This is a genomic window from Bacillus sp. R86525 (assembly GCF_042466195.1).
Lineage (GTDB): Bacteria > Bacillota > Bacilli > Bacillales > Bacillaceae_G > Bacillus_A > Bacillus_A nitratireducens.
Genome location: NZ_JAXHPX010000007.1, coordinates 3,562,165 through 3,587,300, shown reverse-complemented (window position 1 = coordinate 3,587,300; position 25,136 = coordinate 3,562,165). Strand labels below are relative to the sequence as shown.

At 33.8% G+C, this 25,136-nt stretch carries 22 protein-coding genes, 1 pseudogene and 1 riboswitch; of the genes and pseudogenes, 16 read left to right on the top strand and 7 right to left on the bottom strand.

Going from position 1 to position 25,136, the window contains the following annotated elements; translation table 11 throughout:
* Positions 1–34: 34 nt before the first annotated feature.
* Positions 35–163, bottom strand: a complete 129-nt coding sequence (locus tag SJY24_RS21130) for a hypothetical protein (protein ID WP_000031870.1) — start codon at positions 161–163, stop codon at positions 35–37.
* Between the two features lie 139 nt (positions 164–302).
* A riboswitch (cyclic di-AMP (ydaO/yuaA leader) is annotated at positions 303–449 on the top strand.
* Between the two features lie 144 nt (positions 450–593).
* Between SJY24_RS21130 and SJY24_RS21125 the strand changes: the two genes are divergently transcribed.
* From SJY24_RS21125 to SJY24_RS21100, 6 genes are all read left to right on the top strand, one after another.
* On the top strand, positions 594–2,420 hold the full coding sequence (locus SJY24_RS21125; RefSeq protein WP_098763825.1) for an APC family permease: 1,827 nt from the start codon (positions 594–596) through the stop codon (positions 2,418–2,420).
* Positions 2,421–3,024: 604 nt separating this feature from the next.
* Positions 3,025–4,185 carry a non-hemolytic enterotoxin NHE subunit A gene (gene nheA, locus SJY24_RS21120; protein ID WP_377866072.1) on the top strand — a complete coding sequence of 387 codons (1,161 nt, stop codon included), beginning with the start codon at positions 3,025–3,027 and terminating at the stop codon, positions 4,183–4,185.
* A gap of 37 nt (positions 4,186–4,222) precedes the next feature.
* Positions 4,223–5,431, top strand: a complete 1,209-nt coding sequence (gene nheB / locus SJY24_RS21115) for a non-hemolytic enterotoxin NHE subunit B (RefSeq protein ID WP_016092835.1) — start codon at positions 4,223–4,225, stop codon at positions 5,429–5,431.
* A gap of 133 nt (positions 5,432–5,564) precedes the next feature.
* A complete protein-coding gene (gene nheC, locus SJY24_RS21110) occupies positions 5,565–6,644 on the top strand; it encodes a non-hemolytic enterotoxin subunit C (RefSeq protein WP_113769368.1) in 1,080 nt (359 codons plus the stop codon).
* Between the two features lie 235 nt (positions 6,645–6,879).
* Positions 6,880–7,506 carry a LysE family translocator gene (locus tag SJY24_RS21105; RefSeq protein WP_377866071.1) on the top strand — a complete coding sequence of 209 codons (627 nt, stop codon included), beginning with the start codon at positions 6,880–6,882 and terminating at the stop codon, positions 7,504–7,506.
* Positions 7,507–7,872: 366 nt separating this feature from the next.
* Positions 7,873–8,820: a DNA-binding transcriptional repressor DeoR gene (locus SJY24_RS21100; protein WP_000356572.1), complete on the top strand. Its 948-nt coding sequence runs from the start codon at positions 7,873–7,875 to the stop codon at positions 8,818–8,820.
* Here SJY24_RS21100 and SJY24_RS21095 read toward each other — a convergent pair.
* On the bottom strand, positions 8,817–9,176 hold the full coding sequence (locus SJY24_RS21095) for a hypothetical protein (protein ID WP_377866070.1): 360 nt from the start codon (positions 9,174–9,176) through the stop codon (positions 8,817–8,819). The genes SJY24_RS21100 and SJY24_RS21095 overlap by 4 nt on opposite strands.
* A gap of 156 nt (positions 9,177–9,332) precedes the next feature.
* Here SJY24_RS21095 and deoC point away from each other — a divergent pair, with 156 nt between their 5' ends.
* The 6 genes from deoC to SJY24_RS21065 all read left to right on the top strand — a co-directional run bounded on the left by deoC (position 9,333) and on the right by SJY24_RS21065 (position 14,133).
* Positions 9,333–10,004: a deoxyribose-phosphate aldolase gene (gene deoC / locus SJY24_RS21090; protein WP_377866069.1), complete on the top strand. Its 672-nt coding sequence runs from the start codon at positions 9,333–9,335 to the stop codon at positions 10,002–10,004.
* 105 nt (positions 10,005–10,109) lie between these two features.
* Positions 10,110–11,291, top strand: coding sequence for a NupC/NupG family nucleoside CNT transporter (locus SJY24_RS21085; RefSeq protein ID WP_377866068.1), 1,182 nt, complete (start codon positions 10,110–10,112; stop codon positions 11,289–11,291).
* Between the two features lie 36 nt (positions 11,292–11,327).
* Entirely contained in the window at positions 11,328–12,629 is a 1,302-nt protein-coding gene (locus SJY24_RS21080) for a pyrimidine-nucleoside phosphorylase (RefSeq protein ID WP_377866067.1), read from the top strand.
* A gap of 33 nt (positions 12,630–12,662) precedes the next feature.
* Complete coding sequence (locus SJY24_RS21075; RefSeq protein ID WP_377866066.1) at positions 12,663–13,058, top strand: cytidine deaminase; 396 nt, start codon at positions 12,663–12,665, stop codon at positions 13,056–13,058.
* 181 nt (positions 13,059–13,239) lie between these two features.
* Positions 13,240–13,635 (top strand): DUF2871 domain-containing protein, encoded by a 396-nt coding sequence (locus SJY24_RS21070; protein ID WP_000737877.1) that lies wholly within the window; start codon positions 13,240–13,242, stop codon positions 13,633–13,635.
* 15 nt (positions 13,636–13,650) lie between these two features.
* A complete protein-coding gene (locus tag SJY24_RS21065; protein WP_377866065.1) occupies positions 13,651–14,133 on the top strand; it encodes a CcdC family protein in 483 nt (160 codons plus the stop codon).
* 50 nt (positions 14,134–14,183) lie between these two features.
* On the opposite strand, the gene SJY24_RS21060 is transcribed toward SJY24_RS21065, so the two are convergent.
* Positions 14,184–14,414 carry a DUF896 domain-containing protein gene (locus tag SJY24_RS21060; protein ID WP_061689763.1) on the bottom strand — a complete coding sequence of 77 codons (231 nt, stop codon included), beginning with the start codon at positions 14,412–14,414 and terminating at the stop codon, positions 14,184–14,186.
* Positions 14,415–14,661: 247 nt separating this feature from the next.
* On the opposite strand from SJY24_RS21060, the gene SJY24_RS21055 reads away from it, so the two are divergent.
* Entirely contained in the window at positions 14,662–15,579 is a 918-nt protein-coding gene (locus tag SJY24_RS21055) for a hypothetical protein (protein WP_377867291.1), read from the top strand.
* A gap of 54 nt (positions 15,580–15,633) precedes the next feature.
* Here the strand turns inward: SJY24_RS21055 and SJY24_RS21050 are convergent.
* Both SJY24_RS21050 and SJY24_RS21045 read right to left on the bottom strand, forming a co-directional pair.
* A pseudogene (locus SJY24_RS21050) lies at positions 15,634–16,200 on the bottom strand (urease accessory protein UreH domain-containing protein); the annotation flags it as partial.
* A 320-nt stretch (positions 16,201–16,520) separates the two neighbouring features.
* A complete protein-coding gene (locus SJY24_RS21045) occupies positions 16,521–17,513 on the bottom strand; it encodes a F510_1955 family glycosylhydrolase (protein ID WP_377866064.1) in 993 nt (330 codons plus the stop codon).
* A gap of 221 nt (positions 17,514–17,734) precedes the next feature.
* Here SJY24_RS21045 and SJY24_RS21040 point away from each other — a divergent pair, with 221 nt between their 5' ends.
* Together SJY24_RS21040 and SJY24_RS21035 are read left to right on the top strand one after the other, a co-directional pair.
* Positions 17,735–19,018, top strand: a complete 1,284-nt coding sequence (locus SJY24_RS21040; protein ID WP_377866063.1) for an aminopeptidase P family protein — start codon at positions 17,735–17,737, stop codon at positions 19,016–19,018.
* Positions 19,019–19,136: 118 nt separating this feature from the next.
* On the top strand, positions 19,137–20,777 hold the full coding sequence (locus SJY24_RS21035; protein WP_377866062.1) for a multicopper oxidase family protein: 1,641 nt from the start codon (positions 19,137–19,139) through the stop codon (positions 20,775–20,777).
* 39 nt (positions 20,778–20,816) lie between these two features.
* On the opposite strand, the gene SJY24_RS21030 is transcribed toward SJY24_RS21035, so the two are convergent.
* The gene (locus SJY24_RS21030; protein WP_377866061.1) at positions 20,817–21,374 is read right to left on the bottom strand and encodes a hypothetical protein; all 558 of its coding nucleotides are present in this window, start codon (positions 21,372–21,374) and stop codon (positions 20,817–20,819) included.
* 438 nt (positions 21,375–21,812) lie between these two features.
* Here SJY24_RS21030 and topB point away from each other — a divergent pair, with 438 nt between their 5' ends.
* On the top strand, positions 21,813–23,957 hold the full coding sequence (topB, locus tag SJY24_RS21025) for a DNA topoisomerase III (RefSeq protein WP_377866060.1): 2,145 nt from the start codon (positions 21,813–21,815) through the stop codon (positions 23,955–23,957).
* Positions 23,958–24,397: 440 nt separating this feature from the next.
* On the opposite strand, the gene SJY24_RS21020 is transcribed toward topB, so the two are convergent.
* Positions 24,398–25,066 (bottom strand): YczE/YyaS/YitT family protein, encoded by a 669-nt coding sequence (locus tag SJY24_RS21020; RefSeq protein WP_377866059.1) that lies wholly within the window; start codon positions 25,064–25,066, stop codon positions 24,398–24,400.
* Positions 25,067–25,136 lie beyond the last annotated feature (70 nt).

Genomic DNA, 25,136 nt, shown 5'->3' with positions numbered 1-25,136 from the left:
TATATAATTGTATTGCTTTCTTTTTTATGACAAATTATTTATTTCTTTTAACTCTTTCTGTCAAGTTTATTTCTTGTTCGCGTTTCCCATACAACTGATTAATTTCATTTGCTAATGCATCTAAATAGGAATCGGAAAAAATAGGCTTCTTTTCTTTAGACATATAGGTCTCCTTTATCGATTTTTTAGTATTCATTATGTATATTTATCGGCGGATTATGCGCAATCATTTTAATTTTTTCTTTTTAAAAATTTTTGTTTACATTTTGAAAATAAAGGAGTATTATAATCCACAGTTTCAATTTTCTAAATCGCTGAAACCGCATGGTGCGGGGGACCCGTTCTTATGGATTAGTACTTAATCCAATGGGGTGAATCCTTGAAAAAGGTAGGGCTACTCAAAGGCCCGAATCCGACAGCTAACCTCGTAAGCGTTATATTGAGAAGGAAGGTGGAGCTTGTGCGACAAAAAATATAATGTCTACAAGTCTATTTCGTTATGGCTTGTAGACATTTTTTGTTTTCTGAAGAAATAGTTTATCCGCTGTAACTAGCAGAAAAGTTCGTACAAAATTATTGGAGAGTGGACAGCAGTGGTTTCATCTATCAAAAGGTTTTTAATTGGAAGGCCGTTAAAATCAACTGAGTTAGGAGAGCAAAAGCTTAATAAAACGAAGGCGCTAGCCATTTTATCTTCTGACGCATTGTCATCAGTTGCATACGGACCAGAGCAAATATTAATTGCACTAGCAGGCCTTGGAGCGGTAGCTTATTGGTATTCTATTCCGATCGCTGTTGGGGTATTAGTATTATTGACAGCTCTTATTTTATCTTATCGACAAATTATTTTTGCTTATCCGCATGGCGGGGGTGCATACGTAGTATCAAAAGAAAATTTAGGGATGAATCCAGGATTAATAGCTGGAGGATCTTTATTAGTCGATTATATTTTAACTGTTGCAGTAAGTGTATCTGCAGGTACAGATGCGCTCACATCAGCTTTCCCTAGCTTACATGCACATAATGTAATCATTGCGATTATATTTGTTATATTGATTACTATTTTAAATTTAAGAGGGGTAACGGAATCAGCTTCTGTTTTAGCATATCCAGTTTATTTATTCGTTTTAGCACTATTTATATTAATTGGTGTAGGGATATACAATATTTTAACTGGTCACGTGTCACCGACTTTACACACGCCGATTGGAACACCAGTTGCAGGAATTAGTTTGTTCTTACTGTTACGAGCATTTGCTTCAGGAAGCTCTGCTTTAACGGGTGTTGAGGCGATATCTAACGCAATTCCAAACTTTAAAGATCCTGGACCTAACAATGCAGCGAAAACATTGCTTGCAATGGGGGCATTACTTGCAGTTTTATTTTCAGGAATTGTCTTTTTAGCTTATTATTACGGAATTAATCCAAGTAAGGAAGTAACAGTTGTTTCACAAATTGCTGAACAAACTTTTGGACGTAATTTCATGTACTATTTCATACAAGGTACAACTGCTTTAATATTAATTCTTGCTGCTAATACAGGGTATTCTGCATTTCCGTTATTAGCAGTTAACCTTGCAAAAGATAAGTTCATACCAAGAATGTTTACGATTAGAGGAGACCGCTTAGGTTACTCAAACGGTATTATTATACTTGGAATCGCTTCGATTATTTTAATTGTAGCTTTCCAAGGGCAAACAGAACATTTAATCCCGTTATATGCAGTAGGTGTATTTATTCCATTTACACTTTCTCAAACTGGGATGGTATTAAAATGGCTTCGTGAAAAACCTGAAGGATGGGCTTTGAGATTAACGGTCAATTTAATTGGTGCAGTCATTAGTTTTATCGTAATGAGTATGTTCTTTTTAACTAAATTCGCACAAGTTTGGTCGATCCTTATTTTCTTACCTGCCATTATCTTCTTGTTCCATCGAATTAAGAAGCATTATGATGCAGTGGGGGATCAATTAAGTTTAAAAACTTGTGAACCACTTGTTCCGATCGAAGGGAATGTAATTGTCGTTCCTGTAGCAGGTATGACTCATGTAGTAGAAAATTCACTGAACTATGCTAAAGCTCTTTCTGCAGATCAAGTTATCGCTGTGTATGTTGCTTTTGACAGAGAAGAGGAAAAGAAATTTGAAGAGAAATGGGAGAAGTGGCAACCTGAAGTAAGGCTTGTTACATTACATTCTCATTATAGAAGTATCATTCAGCCGTTAACAAAGTTCATTGATACAGTGCAATATAAAGCGAGTGAATCAAATTACCGGGTTACAGTCGTTATACCACAGTTTATTCCGAAAAAAGGCTGGCATAACATTCTTCATAATCAATCTAGTTTACTCATTCGTGCGTATTTACTTTATAAAAGAAATGTTGTTATTACGACAGTTCCATATCATTTGAAAAAGTAATAAGATTTTTTAAGGATAGCTTCACGAAAGTGAAGCTATCCTTTTTGTGTATATGCTATGCATAATTGCATATAGGCCTTAAAATTATATCGCTATAATATTATCACTTATGAGTAAATAGTGTTTTTTGTTGTGATATATGGATATTTTAATTGAGAAAGTTAATCGGATTTTATTTTGGAATAAAGACATGAGGGCTTGAAAATAAAGGGAATTAAAATACTTCTTTACGGTAGATAAATAGCTGTGTTTAAATGACCTTACAGTACAAAACTTAAATAAAAACAAAACGGAATTTCATATTTACGTACGTTATTTAGCTTAAAATGAATAATATTTTCATGTAATATATTCACTGTGTGAATGTGGAAATTACGATGAACCAGAAATTTTATACAATATTATTCATACTAAGCACATATGAAAAGTCATGTAATGTTTTATAACAATAAGTAAGTACTGTAGAAATAAAGTTTGAGAGAGGTGGTTCGTACATGACTCACGGTGAGAACGTTCTCTATTTTTAACCATCTCAAATCATTTGCAAGAAAATAGAATACTAAAATGCGATAGTAATAGTTGCTAATACATAGGAGGAGTTAAAGTGAAAAAGACTTTAATTACAGGGTTATTGGTTACAGCAGTATCTACGAGTTGTTTTGTTCCTGTAAGCGCTTACGCTAAGGAGGGGCAAACAGAAGTGAAAACAGTATATGCGCAAAATGTAATTGCTCCAAATACATTATCAAATTCAATTAGAATGTTAGGATCACAGTCACCACTTATCCAAGCATACGGATTAGTTATTTTACAACAACCAGACATTAAGGTAAACGCTATGAGTAGTTTAACGAATCATCAAAAATTTGCAAAAGCGAATGTACGAGAGTGGATTGATGAATATAATCCGAAGCTAATCGACTTAAATCAAGAAATGATGAGATACAGCACAAGATTTAATAGCTATTATAGTAAGCTCTATGAACTAGCAGGAAAAGTAAATGAAGATGAACAGGCAAAAGCAGATTTTACAAACGCATATGGAAAATTACAATTGCAAGTCCAAAGCATTCAAGAGAGTATGGAGCAAGATTTATTAGAGTTAAATCGATTTAAAACGGTATTAGACAAAGATAGTAACAACTTATCAATTAAAGCTGATGAAGCAATAAAAACACTGCAAGGGTCAAGTGGAGATATTGTGAAATTAAGAGAAGACATAAAAAGAATTCAAGGGGAAATTCAAGCTGAACTAACTACTATTTTGAATAGACCACAAGAAATAATTAAAGGTTCTATTAATATCGGTAAACAAGTATTTACAATTACAAATCAAACTGCACAAACGAAAACAATCGACTTTGTTTCTATCGGTACTTTAAGTAATGAAATTGTAAATGCTGCAGATAGTCAAACGAGGGAAGCAGCTCTTCGTATTCAACAAAAGCAAAAAGAGTTATTACCGCTTATTCAGAAGTTATCACAAACTGAATTAGAGGCGACTCAAATTACATTTGTTGAAGATCAAGTAAGTAGCTTTACAGAACTAATTGATCGCCAAATTACAACTTTAGAAACGTTATTAACGGATTGGAAAGTTTTAAATAATAATATGATCCAAATTCAAACAAATATTGAAGAAGGCACGTATACAGACAGTAGTTTACTTCAAAAACATTTCAATCAACTTAAACAAGTAAGTGATGAAATGAATAAGCAAACAAATCAATTTGAAGATTACGTTACAAACGTTGAAGTACATTAAACAGAAAAATAATTAGCGATATAGGGAGAGAAGAAAAATGACAAAAAAACCTTATAAAGTAATGGCTCTATCAGCACTTATGGCAGTATTTGCAGCAGGGAATATTATGCCGGCCCATACGTATGCAGCTGAAAGTACAGTGAAACAAGCTCCAGTTCATGCTGTAGCAAAAGCTTATAATGACTACGAAGAATATTCATTAGGACCAGAAGGCCTGAAAGATGCAATGGAAAGAACAGGTTCAAACGCTTTAGTAATGGATCTGTACGCTTTAACAATTATTAAACAAGGTAATGTTAACTTTGGTAATGTATCGTCAGTTGATGCAGCTTTAAAAGGTAAAGTGATTCAGCATCAAGATACAGCTAGAGGGAATGCACAACAATGGCTAGATGTATTGAAGCCACAGCTTATTTCAACGAATCAAAATATTATTAATTACAATACGAAATTCCAAAACTATTATGATACTTTAGTTGCTGCGGTTGATGCAAAGGATAAAGCAACTCTTACGAAAGGTCTAACTAGATTATCAAGTAGTATTACTGAAAATAAAGCGCAAGTAGATAAGTTAGTAGAAGACTTAAAGAAATTCCGAAATAAAATGACGTCGGATACTCAAAATTTCAAGGGAGATGCAAATCAAATTACATCTATCTTGGCTAGTCAAGATGCTGGAATCCCGCTTCTGCAAAATCAAATTACAACGTATAATGAAGCAATTAGTAAATATAATGCAATTATTATCGGTTCATCTGTTGCGACAGCTTTAGGCCCAATTGCAATTATCGGTGGTGCAGTAGTTATTGCTACTGGTGCAGGAACGCCGCTAGGAATCGCATTAATTGCAGGTGGTACAGCAGCTGTAGGTGGTGGAACAGCCGGAATCGTATTAGCGAAGAAAGAGCTTGATAATGCACAGGCAGAAATTCAAAAGATAACAGGACAAGTTACAACTGCCCAATTAGAAGTGGCAGGACTAACGAACATTAAAACACAAACTGAGTATTTAACAAACACAATTGATACAGCAATTACAGCGTTGCAAAATATTTCAAACCAATGGTATACAATGGGATCGAAATATAATTCATTACTTCAAAATGTAGACTCTATTAGTCCAAACGACCTTGTTTTCATTAAGGAAGACTTGAATATAGCTAAAGATAGCTGGAAAAACATTAAAGACTATGCAGAAAAGATTTATGCTGAAGATATTAAAGTAGTAGATACGAAAAAAGCATAATAGTAATTAAACTGTTACAACATTATGTATAGATAATTGATTATTATAAAATAGAGAGCTCCTGTTCAGTAGTGAGCAGGAGTTCTTTTACCTCTAACGTTTCATATCCTCATAAAAAGAATAGGTGATAAGTATGCGTAATAATTTCTATAAAAAATGCCTTTTAACGATAATGATTGCTGGAGTGGCAACGAGTAATGTGCTTCCTTTACATCCTTTTGCAGCGGAACAAAACGTAAAAACATTGCAAGAGAGTGCAAAAAAATATTCTCTCGGACCAGCAGGGTTCCAAGATGTAATGGCGCAAACGACATCAAGTATATTTGCGATGGATTCATATGCAAAATTAATTCAAAATCAACAAGAGACTGATTTGAGTAAAATAAGTTCAATTAATGGTAATTTAAGAGGGAATATGATTCAGCATCAAAAAGATGCAAAAATTAATGCGGCATATTGGTTAAATAATATGAAGCCTCAAATTATGAAAACGGATCAAAATATTATTGATTACAACAATACTTTTCAAGCGTACTATAGTGACATGCTATTAGCGATTGATCAAAAAGATAGCGTAAAGTTAAAAGCGGATTTAGAAAAGTTGTATGCGGACATTTTAAAGAATCAAAATGAGGTAGATGTATTATTAGGGAATTTGAAAGCTTTTCGCGATAGAATGGCGAAAGACACAAATAGTTTTAAAGAGGATACAAATCAATTAACAGCGATTTTGGCAAGTACGAATGCTGGTATTCCAGCTCTAGAGCAACAAATAAATACATATAACGATTCGATCAAAAAGAGTAACGATATGGTGATTGCTGGTGGTGTACTTTGCGTAGCGCTAATAACATGTCTTGCTGGCGGACCGATGATTGCGATTGCGAAAAAAGATATTGCAAATGCAGAACGAGAAATAGCCAGTTTAAAGAATAGAATTTCAGGAGCACAAGCAGAAGTGGCAATTTTGACAGATGTGAAAAATAAAACTACTAATATGACAGAAACAATTGATGCAGCAATTACAGCACTGCAAAACATATCAAATCAGTGGTATACGGTAGGTGCGAAATATAACAATTTACTACAAAACGTAAAAGGAATCAGCCCTGAAGAATTTACCTTTATAAAAGAAGATTTAAATACAGCGAAAGATAGCTGGAAGGATGTAAAAGATTATACAGAAAAATTACATGAAGGCGTGGCGAAATAAACAGCGGAGTAGTTCCACTGTTTATTTTTTTTATCCCGTTTTTTGTGAGAGCCGATCTTGTAATTTTACCCATAAGTTTGCCGTGCATTTTATCAATGTAACTTTAGGATAATGTTTGGTCAAATTGATACTAATAACCTCGATAAACTCCTGATCACGCTTTTTATATTTAATATTTTAAGTAAAAAAGCTATACTATAGGCAAAACTAAAAATTGGAAAGGAAATACTAGAACATGGAAAATTATTTGTTATTTATCCTTACAGCAATCCTAATCATAATAATGCCTGGTCCCGGTTTTGCCTTAGTTACAAAAAACACTATCTCGCATGGTAAAAATGGTGGGATAAAGACCGTCTTAGGAACGGTATCTGGAATGATGATTCATACAATAATGGCTACGCTAGGACTCTCTGCCATCCTAATGAAATTCTCTATGTTATTTACATTTATAAAATATGCTGGGGCTTTTTATTTAATTTTCTTAGCTGTAAAGTCAATTAAAAGTGCCTTACATAAAAAAGAAGATATGTCAGGTTCAGTGGGAATGAACTCTAAGGATATTGGAACGATTAAAAGTTTTAGACAAGGATTTACCACGGCAATCTTAAATCCAAAAACTGCTGTGTTTTTCCTTAGTTTTTTACCCCAATTTATTGTGAGTAATCAAAATCATTTCCTACAATTTCTTTTATTAGGAGTCACATTTACGACTTTGACAGCAATATGGTATGTGCTTTATATTTCACTCATACGCCAATTAAGAACTTTTCTAAGAAAAGAAAGAGTGAACCGTACAATAGAGGGTATTACGGGCGCAGTATTGTTAGTATTTGGAGTTGGGTTGTTTTTCCAAAAATAAATATGTATATGAAAAGAGAAATAATCAATGGTGGTTATTTCTCTTATTTACTTATTCTAAAACTGCCATTTTACAATTGATTTCACACCTTCATACTAATTTTATGCCCATATCTAATTTGAAGTTTAAAAATGAGTTCCTTAATAACCTGACCGGTTTGCTGTATAAGGAAAAATATTACATTATGAGGTCGGGCTGATAATAAGTAAGGGATGGATAAAAAACCATTGATTAAAGTTTCATTGTAAATACTAAGTGTAGTAGAAGTTCAGTTAGATAAAATTCGATAGTCGAATTTTTTTGCATAAAGCTGTATAATGCTTGTAACGAAAAGGAAATACAGGAAAGGATATGTAATGAGTTACTATGGATAAGGATAAACAACAATTAAGCGTTGAAGTTGCAAGATTATATTATCAATCAGATTATAGTCAGCAAGAAATTGCTAACAAATTAAATATCTCAAGACCGACAATCTCAAGATTATTAAAGTACGCGAAAGAAAAAGGATTTGTTCAAATTAGTATAGCTGATCCGTTTGCTGATTTAGATAACGTCGGGAACTTACTTAAAGAAAAGTACAACTTGTTAGAGGCACATGTTGTATTTTCTCCAGTGCCAGAATATGCAACGATTACTGAGTATATTAGTAAATATGCAGCTGAGTATATGGAAAAGACAGTAAAAACTGGTGATATCGTTGGTGTAAGCTGGGGAATGACGATGTATGAAATCGCTAGGAAAATCGTACCGCAACATGTGAAAGGTGTAGAGGTTGTCCAGTTAAAAGGTGGCATTAGTCACTCAAGTGTAAATACATATGCGAATGAAACGATCGCGTTATTTGCAGATGCTTTTCAAACGACGCCAAGAAATCTACCTCTTCCAGTTATATTTGATAATGCGGTGACAAAAGAATTAGTGGAGCAAGATAGACATATTCATCACATTATTGAAATGGGGAAACAAGCAAATATTGCAATTTTCACTGTTGGAACAGTGCGTGATGAAGCGTTATTATTCCGATTAGGATATTTAGATAAGGATGAAACGAACATTTTGAAAGAACAAGCTGTCGGTGACATTTGTTCACGTTTCTTTGATGGAGACGGAAATATTAGTAGCGAAGAAATTAATAAGCGTACAATTGGAATTGAGTTAGAGGAACTTAAATTAAAGAAACGTTCTATTTTAGTTGCAGGTGGTAATAGAAAAATAAAAGCAATTGACGGTGCGTTACGTGGTGGGTATGCAAATGTACTAATTATAGATCAGCATACAGCGAAAGAATTGTTACATTATCAAAAAGGTTAGAAATAAATCAATGTGTAGTACCTTGTAAAGTATTTGTAAGGAACGCTCTTTGATTGATCTCCTTTTTCAAAAATTAGTGAGTTAGCCATAATATCTCTATCTACAAAACTCCAGCCATCTTGCTCCATCATATCGATAAAAGGTTCCATTTTTCCGCGCTTTACTAAGTAGGGGTATTGATTATCTATCGGTTCTACTTCCACCATTTCTTTATCTTGAATAACCATCTTAGACATAGCTAAAGCAAATGGAACTGGGTTTCCTTCTTGGAAAATAACATCCCTTTTATAAAAAATAAATATGGATAGTGAGGTGCATACTAACAATGTGAATATAAAGAATTTTGACTTAAACAAGTGGTTCACATCCTTTATTTACAAGCTTATACTACTTTCAATGTATTACTAGAAATTCCCTTCTAAAAAAGAATGAACAAAAGTTCAAAAGTGTATTTACATTTGTTCAACTAAGGGTTAGAATGAAGTTGTTAAAAGATATGAGGAGTGAAGATAATGAACATTGCAAAGTTAATTGATCATACAATTTTAAAACCAAATTCTACAAAAGAAGATGTTATGAAAGTAATCGAAGAGGCAAAGCAATACAAATTTGCTTCAGTTTGTATTAATCCTACATGGGTAAAGCTAGCTGCTGAAGAATTAGCTGGACATGATGTAGACGTTTGTACTGTAATCGGTTTCCCATTAGGAGCAAGCACTACTGAAACAAAAGCATTCGAAACAAAAGATGCTATCGCAAAAGGGGCAACTGAAGTTGATATGGTAATCAACGTAGGTGCTTTAAAAGATGGCGACAATGAGTTCGTTGAAAAAGACATTTATGAAGTAGTACAAGCAGCAAAAGGAAAAGCTCTTGTAAAAGTAATCATTGAAACTTGCCTATTAACAGATGAAGAGAAAGTACGTGCTTGTGAATTATCAGTAAAAGCTGGTGCTGACTTCGTAAAAACTTCAACTGGATTCTCAACTGGCGGAGCAACTGCTGAAGATATCGCATTAATGCGTAAAACAGTAGGACCAAACGTTGGTGTAAAAGCATCTGGCGGCGTTCGTACACGTGAAGATGCAGACAAAATGGTAGCTGCTGGAGCTTCTCGCGTTGGAGCAAGTGCTAGTGTTGCAATCGTATTAAATGATGCAAAAGGTGCTACAGATAACTACTAATCAATAAAGAGTGAAGAGCAATAGATACACGTTTAAAGTAAAGTGTATCTATTGCTTTAACAATTGAAAAGAATGTAAGCGGATACGAATGGGAGGAGACGGCTTATGAAATACTTAATCGGTGTTTTAGGCCTCGTATTGATTTTAGGTATCGCTTGGCTTGCTAGTAATGATAGAAAGAAAGTCAAATATCGCCCAATCATAACGATGGTTGTATTACAATTCATTTTAGGATTTTTATTATTAAATACAAGTGTAGGGAATATATTAATTAGCGGAATAGCAGATGGTTTTGGAGAATTATTAAAATATGCCGCTGATGGTGTGAACTTCGTATTTGGTGGATTAGTAAATCAAAAAGAGTTTTCATTCTTTTTAAGTGTATTAATGCCAATCGTATTTATATCAGCTTTAATAGGTATTTTGCAACATATTAAAGTATTACCTATTATTGTGAAATCTATCGGTCTAGTATTAAGCAAAGTAAATGGAATGGGGAAACTAGAATCATATAACGCGGTAGCTTCTGCGATTTTAGGACAATCTGAAGTGTTTATTTCAGTTAAGAAACAACTAGGATTATTGCCAGAGAAAAGAATGTATACATTATGTGCATCTGCAATGTCTACCGTTTCTATGTCTATCGTTGGATCATATATGGTGTTATTAAAACCGCAATATGTTGTAACCGCTTTAGTGCTTAACTTATTCGGTGGTTTCATCATTGCTTCTATCATTAACCCGTACGAAGTTACTGAAGAAGAGGATATGTTAGAAGTACAAGAAGAAGAGAAAAAGACATTCTTTGAAGTATTAGGGGAATACATTATAGATGGATTTAAAGTTGCGATTACAGTGGCAGCTATGTTAATTGGTTTCGTTGCTCTTATCGCATTCATTAATGCAGTATTTAAAGGTGTAATCGGTATCTCATTCCAAGAAATTCTTGGCTATGTATTTGCACCATTTGCATTTATTATGGGTGTACCTTGGCATGAAGCAGTTAATGCCGGAAATATTATGGCAACAAAATTAGTATCAAATGAATTTGTCGCTATGACAGATTTAGCAAAAGGAAACTTTAATTTCTCAGATAGAACGACAGCGATTATATCTGTATTCTTAGTTTCATTTGCAAACTTCTCTTCAATTGGAATTATTGCTGGAGCAGTTAAGAGCTTAAATGAAAAACAAGGGAATGTAGTCGCAAGATTCGGTTTGAAATTACTTTTCGGTGCAACATTAGTAAGTTTCTTATCAGCAACAATCGTAGGCTTATTATTTTAATAGATTCATATCATATAAAAAGGAATGGTGATTGTAATGAGAATGGTAGATATTATTGCGAAAAAACGTGACGGCAAAGAATTAACGACTGAAGAAATCAAATTCTTTATTAATGGATATACAGACGGAAGTATTCCTGATTATCAAGTGAGTGCACTTGCAATGGCAATCTTCTTTAAAGATATGACAGATCGCGAACGTGCAGATTTAACGATGGCGATGGTTGAGTCTGGAGAAACGATCGATTTATCAGCAATTGAAGGAATTAAAGTAGACAAACATTCAACTGGCGGTGTTGGTGATACGACAACATTAGTATTAGGACCATTAGTAGCTGCTTTAGATGTACCAGTAGCAAAAATGTCTGGTCGTGGATTAGGACATACAGGCGGAACAATTGATAAATTAGAAGCGGTAGAAGGATTCCACGTTGAAATTACGAAAGAGCAGTTCATTGATATTGTAAACCGTGACAAAGTAGCTGTTATTGGACAAACAGGAAACTTAACACCTGCAGATAAAAAAATCTATGCACTTCGTGATGTAACAGGAACAGTAAACTCGATTCCTTTAATCGCAAGTTCAATTATGAGTAAAAAAATTGCAGCTGGTGCTGATGCGATCGTACTTGATGTAAAAACAGGTGCTGGCGCATTTATGAAAACGGAAGAAGATGCAAAAGAATTAGCTCATGCAATGGTACGTATCGGAAATAATGTTGGACGTCAAACGATGGCTGTTATTTCAGATATGTCACAACCTCTTGGCTTTGCGATTGGTAACGCTCTAGAAGTGAAGGAAGCAATTGATACTTTAAAAGGCGAAGGTCCAGAAGATTTAACAGAATTAGTACTTGTATTAGGTAGCCAAATGGTTGTACTTGCGAAAAAAGCAAATACATTAGAAGAAGCTCGTGAAATGTTAATTGAAGTTATGAAAAATGGAAAAGCAACTGAGAAATTTAAAGAGTTCTTAAGCAATCAAGGCGGAGACAGCTCGATTGTAGACAATCCAGAAAAAATGCCACAAGCGAAGTATGTAATTAATGTACCTGCAAAAACTTCAGGTGTGATCTCAAACATTGTTGCAGATGAAATCGGTATCGCAGCTATGTTATTAGGTGCTGGTCGTGCGACAAAAGAAGATGAAATCGATTTAGCAGTAGGTTTAATGTTACGTAAAAAAGTTGGCGATGCAGTAAAAGAAGGCGAGCCGTTCGTAACGATTTATGCAAACCGTGAAAATGTAGAAGATGTAAAAGCAAAAATCTATGAGAACATTTCTATCGCTGAAACAGCAGTGGCACCTAAATTAGTTCATACAGTTATTACTGACTAATTATAATTACATTTACTTTGAGGAGGAAATAATATGGATAAGAAAAAATATATCGAAGAAGCAAATAAGATGTTAGCAAAAGCATATATTCCGTATTCGAAATTTCCTGTTGGTGCAGCATTAGTTACGAAAGAAGGTAAAATCTATACTGGTTGTAATATAGAAAATGCTTCTTACGGTTTATGTAACTGTGCAGAAAGAACAGCGATATTTAAAGCAGTATCAGAAGGTGAGCGCGACTTTAGTTACTTAGTTATTACAGGCGAAACAGACGGACCGATTTCACCATGTGGTGCTTGTAGACAAGTGATTGCCGAATTCTGTGAACCGAAAATGTCAGTTTTACTAACGAATGTAAAAGGTGATGAAAAAGAAGTGACTGTAGAGCAGTTACTGCCTGGTGCCTTCTCAATTGAAGATTTAAAATAAGTTAAAAGGCCATTCCACAATTAATAGTTGTGGAATGGCCTTTTTTATTTTCAAGAAATAAAAAACCAAACTAACAATGTAATACTCTGTTCATATTCCGTTCATAAACTTTGCGTAAAATGATTGCAGTGAATATGGAAAGTGACGATATTAATTGTCGTTCTACAGCAGGAGGAATATGATGAAGAAATTATATAATGCAGCATTCATTTACTTAATTATTGGTTTATTATCAGGTGTATTTGCAAGAGAGTATACGAAAGCGCAAGGAATTAAAGGATCCACTATGTTGCAATTAGTGCATACACACGTATTAGTGCTCGGCTTCGTATTCTTTTTGATTGCTTTAGCTCTATTTAAAGTATTTAATGTCCATGAAACAAAAAGTTTTCGTGCGTGGTTTGTTGTTTATAATGTAGGATTAATTTTTACTATTGCTACAATGGTATTTAGAGGTCTTCTACAAGTAAACGGAACTGACTTTAATGGTTTAAGCCATATGGCTGGATTAGGTCATGTCATTATAAGTATTGGGCTTGTTTGGTTTATGATTTTGCTCAAAAAATCTTTTAAATAGATAGGAGTGGAGAGTATGAGTTTAGCACTTTTATCAAGTATAGTAGCGGTTTGTATGGCCGTTGGAGTGATGTTTCTTCGCTTTAAGTCAGCGAAAAAACCGGTAACGAAAAAGAAAATTATATTACCGCCAATCTTTATGAGTACTGGTGCATCGATGTACTTCTTACCAGAGTTTCGGTTAACATCGTTAGAAATAGTAGAGGCAATTAGCGTAGGACTTATTTTCTCTATATTTCTTATTAAAACAACTAAGTTCGAAATAAGAGGCGAACATATATATATGAAACCGTCTAAAGCATTTATATTTATTTTAGTTGGATTATTAGCAGTACGAGTAGCTTTAAAATCATATTTAAGTCAGTCGATTGATTTAACCCAATTAAGTGGAATGTTTTTCTTACTCGCTTTTGCGATGATCGTATCATGGAGAATTGCGATGTATCGCTCGTATGCTAAATTAGAAAAGACAATAAAAAGAGCTGGAATTTCTATATAGGAATTTCAGCTCTTTTTATGTTTTATACGATTGTTTTTTTAGTTTTGATTTCATTTGCTTAATTTTAAACGTATTTGAGCATCTTGTAATGCAACTGGTGTAACGTTAAGACCATTTTGATCAACAATTTTTGTGTTTAATAAAATGGAATCTAAGCTTCCACGAAATGTTTTTGTATAGTTTTGACGCAACATTTGTTGTTCTTGTTTTTCATCAACTGTTAATCCAGATGCTTTTTCTTTTTTTGATAATTCGTTAATACGAAATAAAATGTTTTTCATTTGTTTCACCTCTAGTTAGAATTAATTACATTAGTTACTTACTAATGTATAGTTATTGTAACTTATCTTTTAATAAGTGTCAATGCCTTTAAACATTCCTTGTTTTGTAAGTGTATGGGGTGATAAAAAATGAAAAAAACTACAAATACTTGAAATAGAAAAGACGTTAATATACAATACCTTAGTAGGGTATACAAAGGTGTTATTTTTCATTATGAAAGTAATAAGTAAAAAGGATTATGTAATAATGAATGCAGTAATTTCAAAGAAAGAAACAATCATCTCATATACGATTGCTATTTTATTTATTTTAGCTATGGTACTAGCAGGTGTATTATTAAATGATCCAGAAGTCATTTTGCCGGAAATAGCAGCAATGGCAATTGCTTTATGGGCATATCGTGAGCCAGGATGGTTAAGACAACCAGAAAAAATCTTTATTGCACCGTCAATAACAGCTGTAATTGGTTTTATGGTGAATCAAATGGATATTGCCTATTTAGGAAAAGTAAGCTTAACGCTTGTATTCATGATGCTGTTTTTACGTGTAATTCAATCCAATTTAGCACCATCTATTGCGACAGGTTTATTACCATTAGTAACAAATGCGACGGAATGGTCATTTGTTATCGCAGTATTCGCTTTAACATTTATTTTAATGGTAGGTGTTCTTATATTTAAATTGAACAACGGTATTGAGAGAAAAGTGAATATACAGTATAAATATATGACTGTATTTCTAATACTAAATTTCATGTGGATCAGTTTATGTTGGATAACTGGTTATGAACAATTAGCAGTTATTCCACCAATATTAGTTGTTGTGTATGAATCACTGCAAAAGCCGATGTACAATGAAAAAATGGCGTTTAAACAAATCGTAGTATTAACTATATCGGCAACTGTTGGAACGTTATTGTACTTTGCGATTGATTCATGGATTGTAGTCACTTTATTAAATATGATATTAATGCTAATTTTATTAAAAATCGTTGGAGTACGTATTCCAGCAGCGTATGCATTCCCATTACTTCCGCTCGTATTTCCTGATGAAATGATAAAGATGTTACCAGTAGCTTCATTTGTTGCGGGGGTATTTTTATTTGGTGCAGTACTACTGTATAAAAAGTGGGAGATGAAGCAAAAGATTATGCAGAAGAGTTAAATATAATTGGGGAAAAAGGTAAGTTCAAGTCACTGGAACTTACCTTTTTTTCAATTATACCCAATATAAGGATATATCATAAAGGCCAATTAAAATGAGTAGTACCCCTGCTATAAGCTGAATGTTTTTTCCTATTTTTCGGCTCTTTTTAAGTAGTGCTCCATTTAATCCAAGGTAGGAGATGATGAACAGTAATATAACGATAGGGAGAGCGGTTCCTATTGAAAAGAATGTCGGAAACAAGTAACCATAATTATAGGAGAAAGATAAAGGGATTAACGTTCCGAAAAATAGAACGAACATAGTCGGACAGAAAGCTAAAGAAAAGAAGAATCCAAGTAAAAATGAGCTGACTTCAGTTTGTTTTCGTATAAATTTGATAGAGAAGAAATTTCTTCCTTTTATAATACCTGATAATATTAGCCCCATTAAAATTAATAAAGGTCCAATTATTTTTCGTAACCATGGGAAATACAAAGTTAATATTTGCTGAATCTCTTTTCCTAAGAACCATACTAATAGTCCAAGTGTCGTAAAAGCTATTATTTTTCCTAAAATGAATAACAATATATGTTTCCATGCATGTCCTTTTTGTAAAGATTGATTGCCATAAAGTGAAACTTTAATCAGTGGGGGTTTTGTTCATCCCCCACTGATTATTAGTTGAACCAATCGGGCATTAACGGGTAGTTGATATCCCACCTAACTTCTTTGTCCTATCCGAATTTTGAGGTGGGAGTTTTACTGCCCGTTAATGCGGGATAAAGTGTAATAGCGCTAATGTTTCCTGTTAATTGGCAAGGAGCAAGGGTACCTACAATGCCTAATAAAAACGCAAATAAAAGAGGAATTGATTTCGTGGCATTCGCGACATCCATTAAAGGAGACATGAGTTGATAACTCCACTCGCTAATTGTTGAAAATACGTTATATTCACCTTTCTAATTAAATTGGAATGTTCCCTCTTTAATAATCTGCTTCCAAGTTTTCCCCTCATCTGTAGAAAGGAACACATTTGCTTTCATTGTAGCAAATACTATTTCAGATGAATTTTGAGGATTCTGTGATATATACATGATTGTATCTTTAGAATCTAAAGATGGAATCTGTAAGTTTGTTTCTTCATTTGTAGCAATTGATTTCTTCGTAATCAGTTGCTCAGTTTGCTTATTAATAGAGGCATAGATAATGTCTTCATTACTTAATGTAACTGCGGTCGATTCAACGGGTTTAGAAAATAGTTCAAATGTATTTCCATAATCTGTAGACAAATATACACCGTCTTTAGCACTTACCGCGACTACACTAGATTGATCTGGATGTGCTGAAAAGGAATGGATTGTACTTGAAAGACCGTTTAACTTACTATTTTTCCAATCTTGTCCGTTGTTCGTACTGAAATAAAAACCTTGTTGTAATTTAGAATTTGGACGCTCATTGTATAAATAAATTGCTTCCGTATTATATCCGACAGCAAGGTTATGAAAATCAGATTCTCCATAAAACGCTAGCTTTTCAAGGGTATTACCGCCATCAGAATTTTTCATTAATCCTAAAGGGTTTTTTAAGTTTGCTCCTGGTTCAGGATGCCCGCTAGCAAAGAATCCATTTTTTGTTGCCTGAAAGCCCATATAATCGTGTAACTGTGTAGTAGTTTCAAACCATTTGCCATCTTGATAAACTTTTATACCACTGTGCGTGGCGATAGAAATCCCAGGCATATTTCCTGCATAGCCAATTCCATGAATGTGCTCGATTTTTCCAGATGTAATTTCTTTATAGAAGCTTGATGGAACTGCAGTTGCAGTTTCTTTATTTTTTGGCTGAGATTGAACTATTTCTTTTTTCACTGGTTCTGTTTCTATATTGTTAGAACATCCTGTAATTATTAATAAAGAAGTAATTGCTAACCCCGTTGCTACAAAATGTTTCAAATTTGTAGGCCCCTTTCCTATATATGAGATTTTAAGTATATGGAATAAATGTCAAGAAATTGTGGAGTGATATGCATAATTGCGAGTGAAAGAGCGCCTAGTATGAAAGTTTTATTTTCTATATGAGTACTATTAATTGACGAAAAATTATAACAATAATAGAATGAATTGTATTGAATAATTAGTTTTACAAGCATACATAGAACGCTAGGGGGATTATTATGAAATCAACATTTTTTGCTCAAAATAGAGAACGATTAGTAAACACATTACCAGATGAATCTATTACTATTTTATTTGCTGGACAAGCACCTCATATGTCAGCGGATGCACATTATAAATTTGTGCCGAATCGAAATTTTTACTATGTAACAGGAATCGATGAACCAAATGTTATTTTCATGTTGAAGAAGTTTGGAAATAGTGTAGAAGAAACACTTTTCATTGAAAAGTCAGATCCAGTAATGGAAAAATGGGTCGGTAAAACAGTTTCTAACGAAGAAGCAGAGAAAATTTCAGGTATAAAGAAAGTTGTATATTTAGATAGCTTTGAAAAGACAATGTCAAATATACTTTTTACAGAAAATGTGAAGCATCTATATTTAGATTTAGAGCGTCGTGAGTGGAATGGTACGGAGACAAAAACGCTAGCATTTTCTAAACATGTAAGAGAACAGTATCCACACGTTTTAATTGGTAATGTATATCCGAATATTTGTGAATTACGAGTGTTTAAAACAGAAGAAGAAATTGAAATCATTAAAGAAGCGATTGCTGTAACGAAAGAGGGCATTTACAACGTACTTAAGCATGCAAAAGCTGACATGATGGAGTATGAATTAGAAGCTCAGTTTGATTTCACACTGAAATCATCTGGCATTAAGCATCATGCGTTCAATACAATTTTGGCAAGTGGAAAAAATGCTACAGTTCTTCATTATGAAGACAATGATGCACAAATTCAAAATGGTGATTTAGTACTGCTAGATTTAGGCGCTCAAAAAGACTACTATAACGCTGATATTAGTTATACATTCCCGGCAAATGGAACATTCTCTAGTCGCCAAAAACAAATGTATAATATTGTATTAAAGGCATTGAAAGAAACAACGGAACTCATTAAGCCAGGAGTAAAGTTTGCTGCATTAAATGAGCATACAAAAAAGGTACTAGCAGAAGAGTGTAAAGAAATTGGTTTAATTCAAGAAGACGAAGAGTTATCAAAATACTATTATCATGGTGTCAGCCATTTCCTTGGTTTAGATACTCATGATGTAGGAACATACAAAGATAGAGTGTTAGAAGAAGGTATGGTTATAACAATTGAACCGGGTCTTTATATTGAAGAAGAATCAATTGGAATTCGTATTGAAGATGATATTCTTGTAACGAAAGACGGACATGAAAATTTGTCAAAAGATATTATTAGAGAAGTTGAAGAGATTGAAGCATTTATGAGAGAAAACAATGTAAATGTAAAAAAAGATGAAGTTGTTACGAAATAATTATTAGTAGAGGCGCTCAATTTTGGGCGTCTTTTTATTTAGCTCATTGCACATCTCCATATTTTCTTGAAAATCGTTATTTATAATGATTTTGAAAAAGAAAAAGGAGGGATTTTTCATGAAGCGATTTGTATTAACAGCAGTTACAGTCTCTGTCATATCTTTAATTGCTGCATGCTCCGCGACCACAAATACAACAAACGATCATAAAAATATGAATGATAAAAAAACACTACAGACTGAAACGGCTACAAAACCATTGAAAGTTGAAAAAGGACCAGAAGTGACTTTAATAGCGAAAGAAGAAAAGCAAAAATTAAGTAACGGTGTTATTGTTCCAGTCTGGACATTTAATGGCTCATCTCCTGGTCCAGAAATTCGGGTGAAGAAAGGCGAAAAGGTGAAAGTGACATTAAAAAATGAATTATCTGCACCAGTATCTATTCATTGGCATGGGTATCCTGTCCAAAATAACATGGATGGAATTCCAGGCGTGACACAAGATGCGGTTGAATCAGGAAAAAGTTTCACCTATGAATTTGAAGCGAATGTACCAGGAACGTATTGGTATCATTCACATCAAGATTCTGTAAATCAACTAGATAGAGGCTTATATGGTGCTCTCATTGTAGAAGATACAAAGGAAAAATATGATAAAGATTACACAGTAATGTTAGATGAATGGGTAACAGATAAAGAAGAGATTAATAATCAGTTAAAAGAAATGACAAAAGGGCAAAAAGGTAATAAATCTAAGGAAAATGAAAATAAGAAAAAGAATGATGATAAGAACGGTATGGATCATTCCGGTATGGACATGGGCAGTGATAAAAAAGACTCTAGTAATATGGCAGGAATGGACCATGGAAATATGAAGATGGAAGGTCATGATATGAGTATGTATGACTTATTCACAATCAATGGTAAAAGCGGTGATTTTGTAGAACCATTAAAAGTGAATAAGGGAGATAAAGTTCGTCTGCGACTCGTTAATGCGGGTTATCTATCACATGATATACACGTTCACGGTCATGATATAAAAGTAATTGCAACAGATGGTCAACCAATTAACGATCCAAAAGTTATAAAGGATAAAGTAATTTCAATCGCACCGGGTGAACGTTATGATATTGAATTTACTGCTAATAATCCTGGTAAATGGTATGTTGAAGACCATTCAGAAAATAAAGGCGCAAAAGGAATGAAAGCAGTTATTGAATATGAAGGTAGTAAAGAGATAAAAGACAAAGCAAACGAAAAAGAAGAACTACCAAAATTAGATATGACGAAATATGGTGCTAAAAAATTAGGTAGCTTCACGTTAAATCAGAAGTATACTGCCACATATAATATGGACTTAAATACGCAAATGAATGGAAATGAAATGGTATATACAATTAACGGAAAGGTATTTCCGGATATTGATCCAATTCCAGTAAAAAAGGGTGATTTAGTAAAAGTAAAATTGGTAAATCGTTCTAAAATGGACGATCATCCAATGCATTTACATGGTCACTTCTTCCAGGTGTTGAGTAAAGATGGAAAACCGATAGAAGGTTCTCCAATTGTGAAAGATACATTGAACTTAAAACCAGGAGAAGAATATGAAGTAGCCTTTGTAGCAGACAATCCGGGTGAATGGATGTTCCACTGTCATGATTTACACCATGCTTCAGCGGGGATGGTAACAGAAGTGAAATATACAGATTATAAATCTGATTATGTTCCAAACCCTAACATTCCTAATAAGCCAGAATAATATAAAGCAGTTATCCATAGGATAACTGCTTTATATATTTTAGTCTTTAGCGTTATGCATATGTTGATCATGCTCGGATGAAGATGGGGGAGTGTGATCTGGGAATGTCACGAAGACAGTAAGAACAATTACTACGCTGATGGAAAGTAATAATAGAAACCGACGATGGATAAAAATAGAAAAGGTTTCAGATAAAAGCTGAATCATACATGACATAGTTATCGTTATAGTAAGTAAAAGACTAATAAACAGTATACTATGAGCTTGTTGAGCGTTTAACATCTCTGTAATCATAGCTCCCATCATACTTGCCATTAATCCAGAGAACATACCTTCTAAGGCAGTATAAAGGTGAAAACGTAGACCGACTAAAAGACCGATAAACCCACTAATCAAAATAGCAAGCAAAGTAGAATATAGTAATTCTCCTTTAAAGAGAATCCCTAAATAAAAACCGATACTTAAACCGATACACATACTAAAAGACATAATAAATACCATATACTCCATTAGGGTACCCTTACGTTTAGAAATATATGATGTAATAATAATCGAGATACAACAAAGTGTTAAGGTAGTTAGCGTATAAGCAAACATCAAGATACCTCCCTGTCCTATCGTTCACTTCATCATATGTTCAAATGGAGAATACTTATGCTAATATATATCTGCAAATTATCTGCACAATTTAAAAAAGGTAAGTTCAATATAATTCTCAAATAATGATGGTTATCTTAGTAGACGATGATTCATAAGGAATTGTTGTATTTTAAATTCTATAGAATATATGAAAGTAAATAGTAGTGAATGGAAAAGACGCTCGATTTTGAGCGTCTTTTTTGTCTATGAGCATGTGAAAGAAATTGTTATATAATGAGTTTCTATTGTGAAGCCATAAAGAATAAGCGTATAATATTATAGTTATCCCATTATGGGGAGTAACCCGCGAATGATAAATAAGATGGTTGTTTTATCAGCGCTTCTAAACATATATACAATGAAAGTAACACTGGAATACAGATAGGGAGTTATAAAATGAAATTAATTATTGCCGAGAAACCAGATCAAGGTTTGGCTCTTGTTTCACAGTTTAAATATCGCCGAAAAGATGGATATTTAGAGGTAGAAGCGAATGAGTTATTTCCAAATGGAGCGTACTGTACATGGGCAATTGGTCATTTGACGCAGTTATGTAATCCAGAGCATTATCACGCAGAGTGGAAAAAATGGTCACTTAATACGTTACCGATGATTCCTGAACGATTTCAGTTTGAGGTAACAAAGTCAAAGTATAAGCAATTTAACGTTGTGAAACAGCTGTTACATAATCCTCAGGTAACAGAAATTATTCACGCGGGCGATGCTGGGCGTGAAGGGGAATTGATCGTACGAAACATTATTAATCTTTGCAACGTGCAAAAGCCAATGAAGCGTCTTTGGATTTCATCTTTAACGAAGCAAGCTATTTATCAAGGGTTTAAAAACTTACTTGATGAAGCAGATACGATTAATACGTATTATGAAGCATATACAAGATCATGCGCTGACTGGGTCGTTGGTATGAATGCATCGCGTGTCTTTAGCATTTTGCTAAAGAAAAAGGGAATGAATGATGTGTTTTCCGCTGGTCGTGTACAAACACCAACATTAGCACTCATCGTAAAGCGTGAGAAAGAAATTGAGAACTTTAAGTCAGAGCCGTTTTGGGAAGTGTTCGCAACCTTTAATATAGAAGGAAAGAAGTATGAGGGGAAATGGGAGAAAGATAATGAGTCCCGCTTAAATGATCCTGATTTGGCAAATAAAATTGCAGCGTTTTGTCAAAACAAACCGGCTGTAGTAAAAGAAATGAAAACGGAGCGTAAAGAGTTTCAGCCACCGTTTTTATTTAATTTATCAGCACTGCAAGCAACGGCGAATAAAGCCTTTAAATTTTCACCGAAAAAGACACTTGATATAACGCAAGCACTATATCAAAAAGGGATTGTCTCTTATCCTCGTTCGGATTCTAACTATGTTACACAAGGAGAGGCAGCGACGTTCCCTGATATTTTACAGAAGTTAAGTCAGTTTGATGAATATAAAGGTTTATTGCCAGCACCAGTTGAATCGATTATGAATAATAAGCGTTATGTGAATGAAAAGAAAGTTACAGATCACTACGCAATTATACCGACAGAGCAAGTTACAAATCCAAGCAAACTATCAGGTGATGAAAAGAAGATTTACGATATGATCGTAAGAAGACTTATTGCGGCGCATTATGAAGTAGCAATCTTTGATTACACAACGATTACAACTCTTGTGGACGAACGTGCTGCGTTCATTTCGAAAGGAAAACAGCAAATTCAAGAAGGTTGGCGTAAAGTTATTTTCCAAGACGATAAAGATGACGAAACGATTCTTCCAATTGTAGCTGAAGATGAACAAGGAAAAGTTGTAAAGGTGAAAGTGAAAGAAGGAAAAACACAGCCACCGAAGCGTTATACAGAAGGACAACTTATTACGTTAATGAAAACGGCTGGTAAGTATTTAGAGAATGAAGAGCTTGAGAAAGTATTAAAGAAAACAGAAGGTTTAGGTACTGAGGCAACTCGTGCAGGTATTATTACAATGCTGAAAGACCGTAAATATATAGATGTGCAGAAAAACCAAGTGTATGCAACCGACAAAGGTAAAGTATTAATTACGGCAATTGGTGATAAAATACTGGCTTCACCAGAAATGACAGCAAAATGGGAGCAACGCCTTGCAGAGATTGGAGAAGGTACAGCTTCACCAGCTACATTTATGGAACAAACGAAAAAGCTATCAGCTAAAATTATTGAAGATGCGGTAGAAATGTCGGAGAAATGGGATTTCACCGGATTACATGTTGAATCGGTTGAACGAAAAGGATCGAAATTTACAACGGGTAAAAAGGTTGGTAATTGTAAAAAATGTGATGGCGATGTGATTGATAAGTCAAAGTTTTACGGTTGTTCTAACTATAATACAACACAGTGTGACTTTACCGTTTCGAAGAAGATATTAAGTAAAACAATTTCGCAAAAAAACATGACGAAGCTATTAAAAGGTGAGAAGACCGATTTAATTAAAGGCTTTAAAAAAGGCGAGAAAACATTTGATGCGAAGTTAGAGTGGAAAGATAATAAGATGAATTTTGTTTTTGAAAATTAAGTGGTTTCAACAAATGAAAAAGCTCTTTCCCGAGTAAAATGTTCTGTATTAGGTTTGAAAATATAGATAGAAAAGAAAAAGTATGACAATTTTATGTCATGCTTTTTTATTTTATAATTACAGAGTTTTGTATACTAGCACTAAAATGTATTTGAAATAATTGTTTGAAAAGATGGTATGAAATAGTGTTAAGTAGCAATAAAGTCTTTTAAAATATAAAAAAGTTGTTTAAAGATCCTTCTTTAACTAAACGGCAGGTTAGTTTTAATACAATGTTTGTTTTATCATTTAACCAAAGTGATAGAAGGTCAAAGAAAAGGTAGTAATAAAGAAGTGCCATTCCTAATGTGGACTGGCACTTGGTAAGGTGTAAAATTCATTATTTGATTTCGGCTGAGGAATTTGATTCATCTATTTTTCCTGTACTTTATTATGATTCCTTAGACAGCCTTTTCTGTTTTAAATACCCATTGTTGGAGAGGTGGTTGATAATACGGTATCATCCACCCTAAAATTTTGCCGATAAAATAGGCGGCAATTAGTGTGCCGATTCCGATTGAGCCTAATGATTGAATGAAAACTATACAGATTGCACCAGCCACACAAATGTTTATTAAATCGCTCAAAATTTTTGCTTTACCGAATTTTAAATTAAATTTTTCGCTAATTGCATAAGTTAACGCATCATACGGCATTAATGGCAGTTTCGCTGTTGTATAGCCCATTAAACCGACCGCTATAACAAATAAACTAACAATCAAATATATACTTCGAGCAAGGAGAGTTTCAGGTGCAGGGAAAAGTTGTACAAGGAAGAGCGTTGCATCCATGAAAAACCCAAATAAAAACGAAATAATGAATTGACTCACAAATTCATTTAACTCCATTCGTTTACTTAATATCACTTGAATAATAATGTATAAAACATTTGCAAGTGCCATTGTCACACCAACCGATAAACCAATTGTTAGCGTACTTGCATATGCTAATGATGACACAGGCGATACACCAAATCCTGCTTGAATCGACATGCTAATGCCAATTGACATAAAAAATAACCCGAGCACGTATAAGATGATGCGCTTCAAGGTTCTGCTCCAATGATTCATAGTATCTCTCGCTTTCTAGTTAATATTATCAATATAAAGACTATAGCTATAGAATTAAATATAACGCTAA

Bases quoted from the DNA above. Each gene is read 5' to 3' on its own strand.
- SJY24_RS21130 (WP_000031870.1), bottom strand. From the start codon at position 163: ATGTCTAAAGAAAAGAAGCCTATTTTTTCCGATTCCTATTTAGATGCA.
- nheB (WP_016092835.1), top strand. From the start codon at position 4,223: ATGACAAAAAAACCTTATAAAGTAATGGCTCTATCAGCACTTATGGCA.
- nheC (WP_113769368.1), top strand. From the start codon at position 5,565: ATGCGTAATAATTTCTATAAAAAATGCCTTTTAACGATAATGATTGCT.
- SJY24_RS21105 (WP_377866071.1), top strand. From the start codon at position 6,880: ATGGAAAATTATTTGTTATTTATCCTTACAGCAATCCTAATCATAATA.
- SJY24_RS21100 (WP_000356572.1), top strand. From the start codon at position 7,873: ATGGATAAGGATAAACAACAATTAAGCGTTGAAGTTGCAAGATTATAT.
- deoC (WP_377866069.1), top strand. From the start codon at position 9,333: ATGAACATTGCAAAGTTAATTGATCATACAATTTTAAAACCAAATTCT.
- SJY24_RS21085 (WP_377866068.1), top strand. From the start codon at position 10,110: ATGAAATACTTAATCGGTGTTTTAGGCCTCGTATTGATTTTAGGTATC.
- SJY24_RS21080 (WP_377866067.1), top strand. From the start codon at position 11,328: ATGAGAATGGTAGATATTATTGCGAAAAAACGTGACGGCAAAGAATTA.
- SJY24_RS21075 (WP_377866066.1), top strand. From the start codon at position 12,663: ATGGATAAGAAAAAATATATCGAAGAAGCAAATAAGATGTTAGCAAAA.
- SJY24_RS21070 (WP_000737877.1), top strand. From the start codon at position 13,240: ATGAAGAAATTATATAATGCAGCATTCATTTACTTAATTATTGGTTTA.
- SJY24_RS21065 (WP_377866065.1), top strand. From the start codon at position 13,651: ATGAGTTTAGCACTTTTATCAAGTATAGTAGCGGTTTGTATGGCCGTT.
- SJY24_RS21060 (WP_061689763.1), bottom strand. From the start codon at position 14,414: ATGAAAAACATTTTATTTCGTATTAACGAATTATCAAAAAAAGAAAAA.
- SJY24_RS21055 (WP_377867291.1), top strand. From the start codon at position 14,662: ATGAATGCAGTAATTTCAAAGAAAGAAACAATCATCTCATATACGATT.
- SJY24_RS21040 (WP_377866063.1), top strand. From the start codon at position 17,735: ATGAAATCAACATTTTTTGCTCAAAATAGAGAACGATTAGTAAACACA.
- SJY24_RS21035 (WP_377866062.1), top strand. From the start codon at position 19,137: ATGAAGCGATTTGTATTAACAGCAGTTACAGTCTCTGTCATATCTTTA.
- SJY24_RS21030 (WP_377866061.1), bottom strand. From the start codon at position 21,374: ATGTTTGCTTATACGCTAACTACCTTAACACTTTGTTGTATCTCGATT.
- topB (WP_377866060.1), top strand. From the start codon at position 21,813: ATGAAATTAATTATTGCCGAGAAACCAGATCAAGGTTTGGCTCTTGTT.
- SJY24_RS21020 (WP_377866059.1), bottom strand. From the start codon at position 25,066: ATGAATCATTGGAGCAGAACCTTGAAGCGCATCATCTTATACGTGCTC.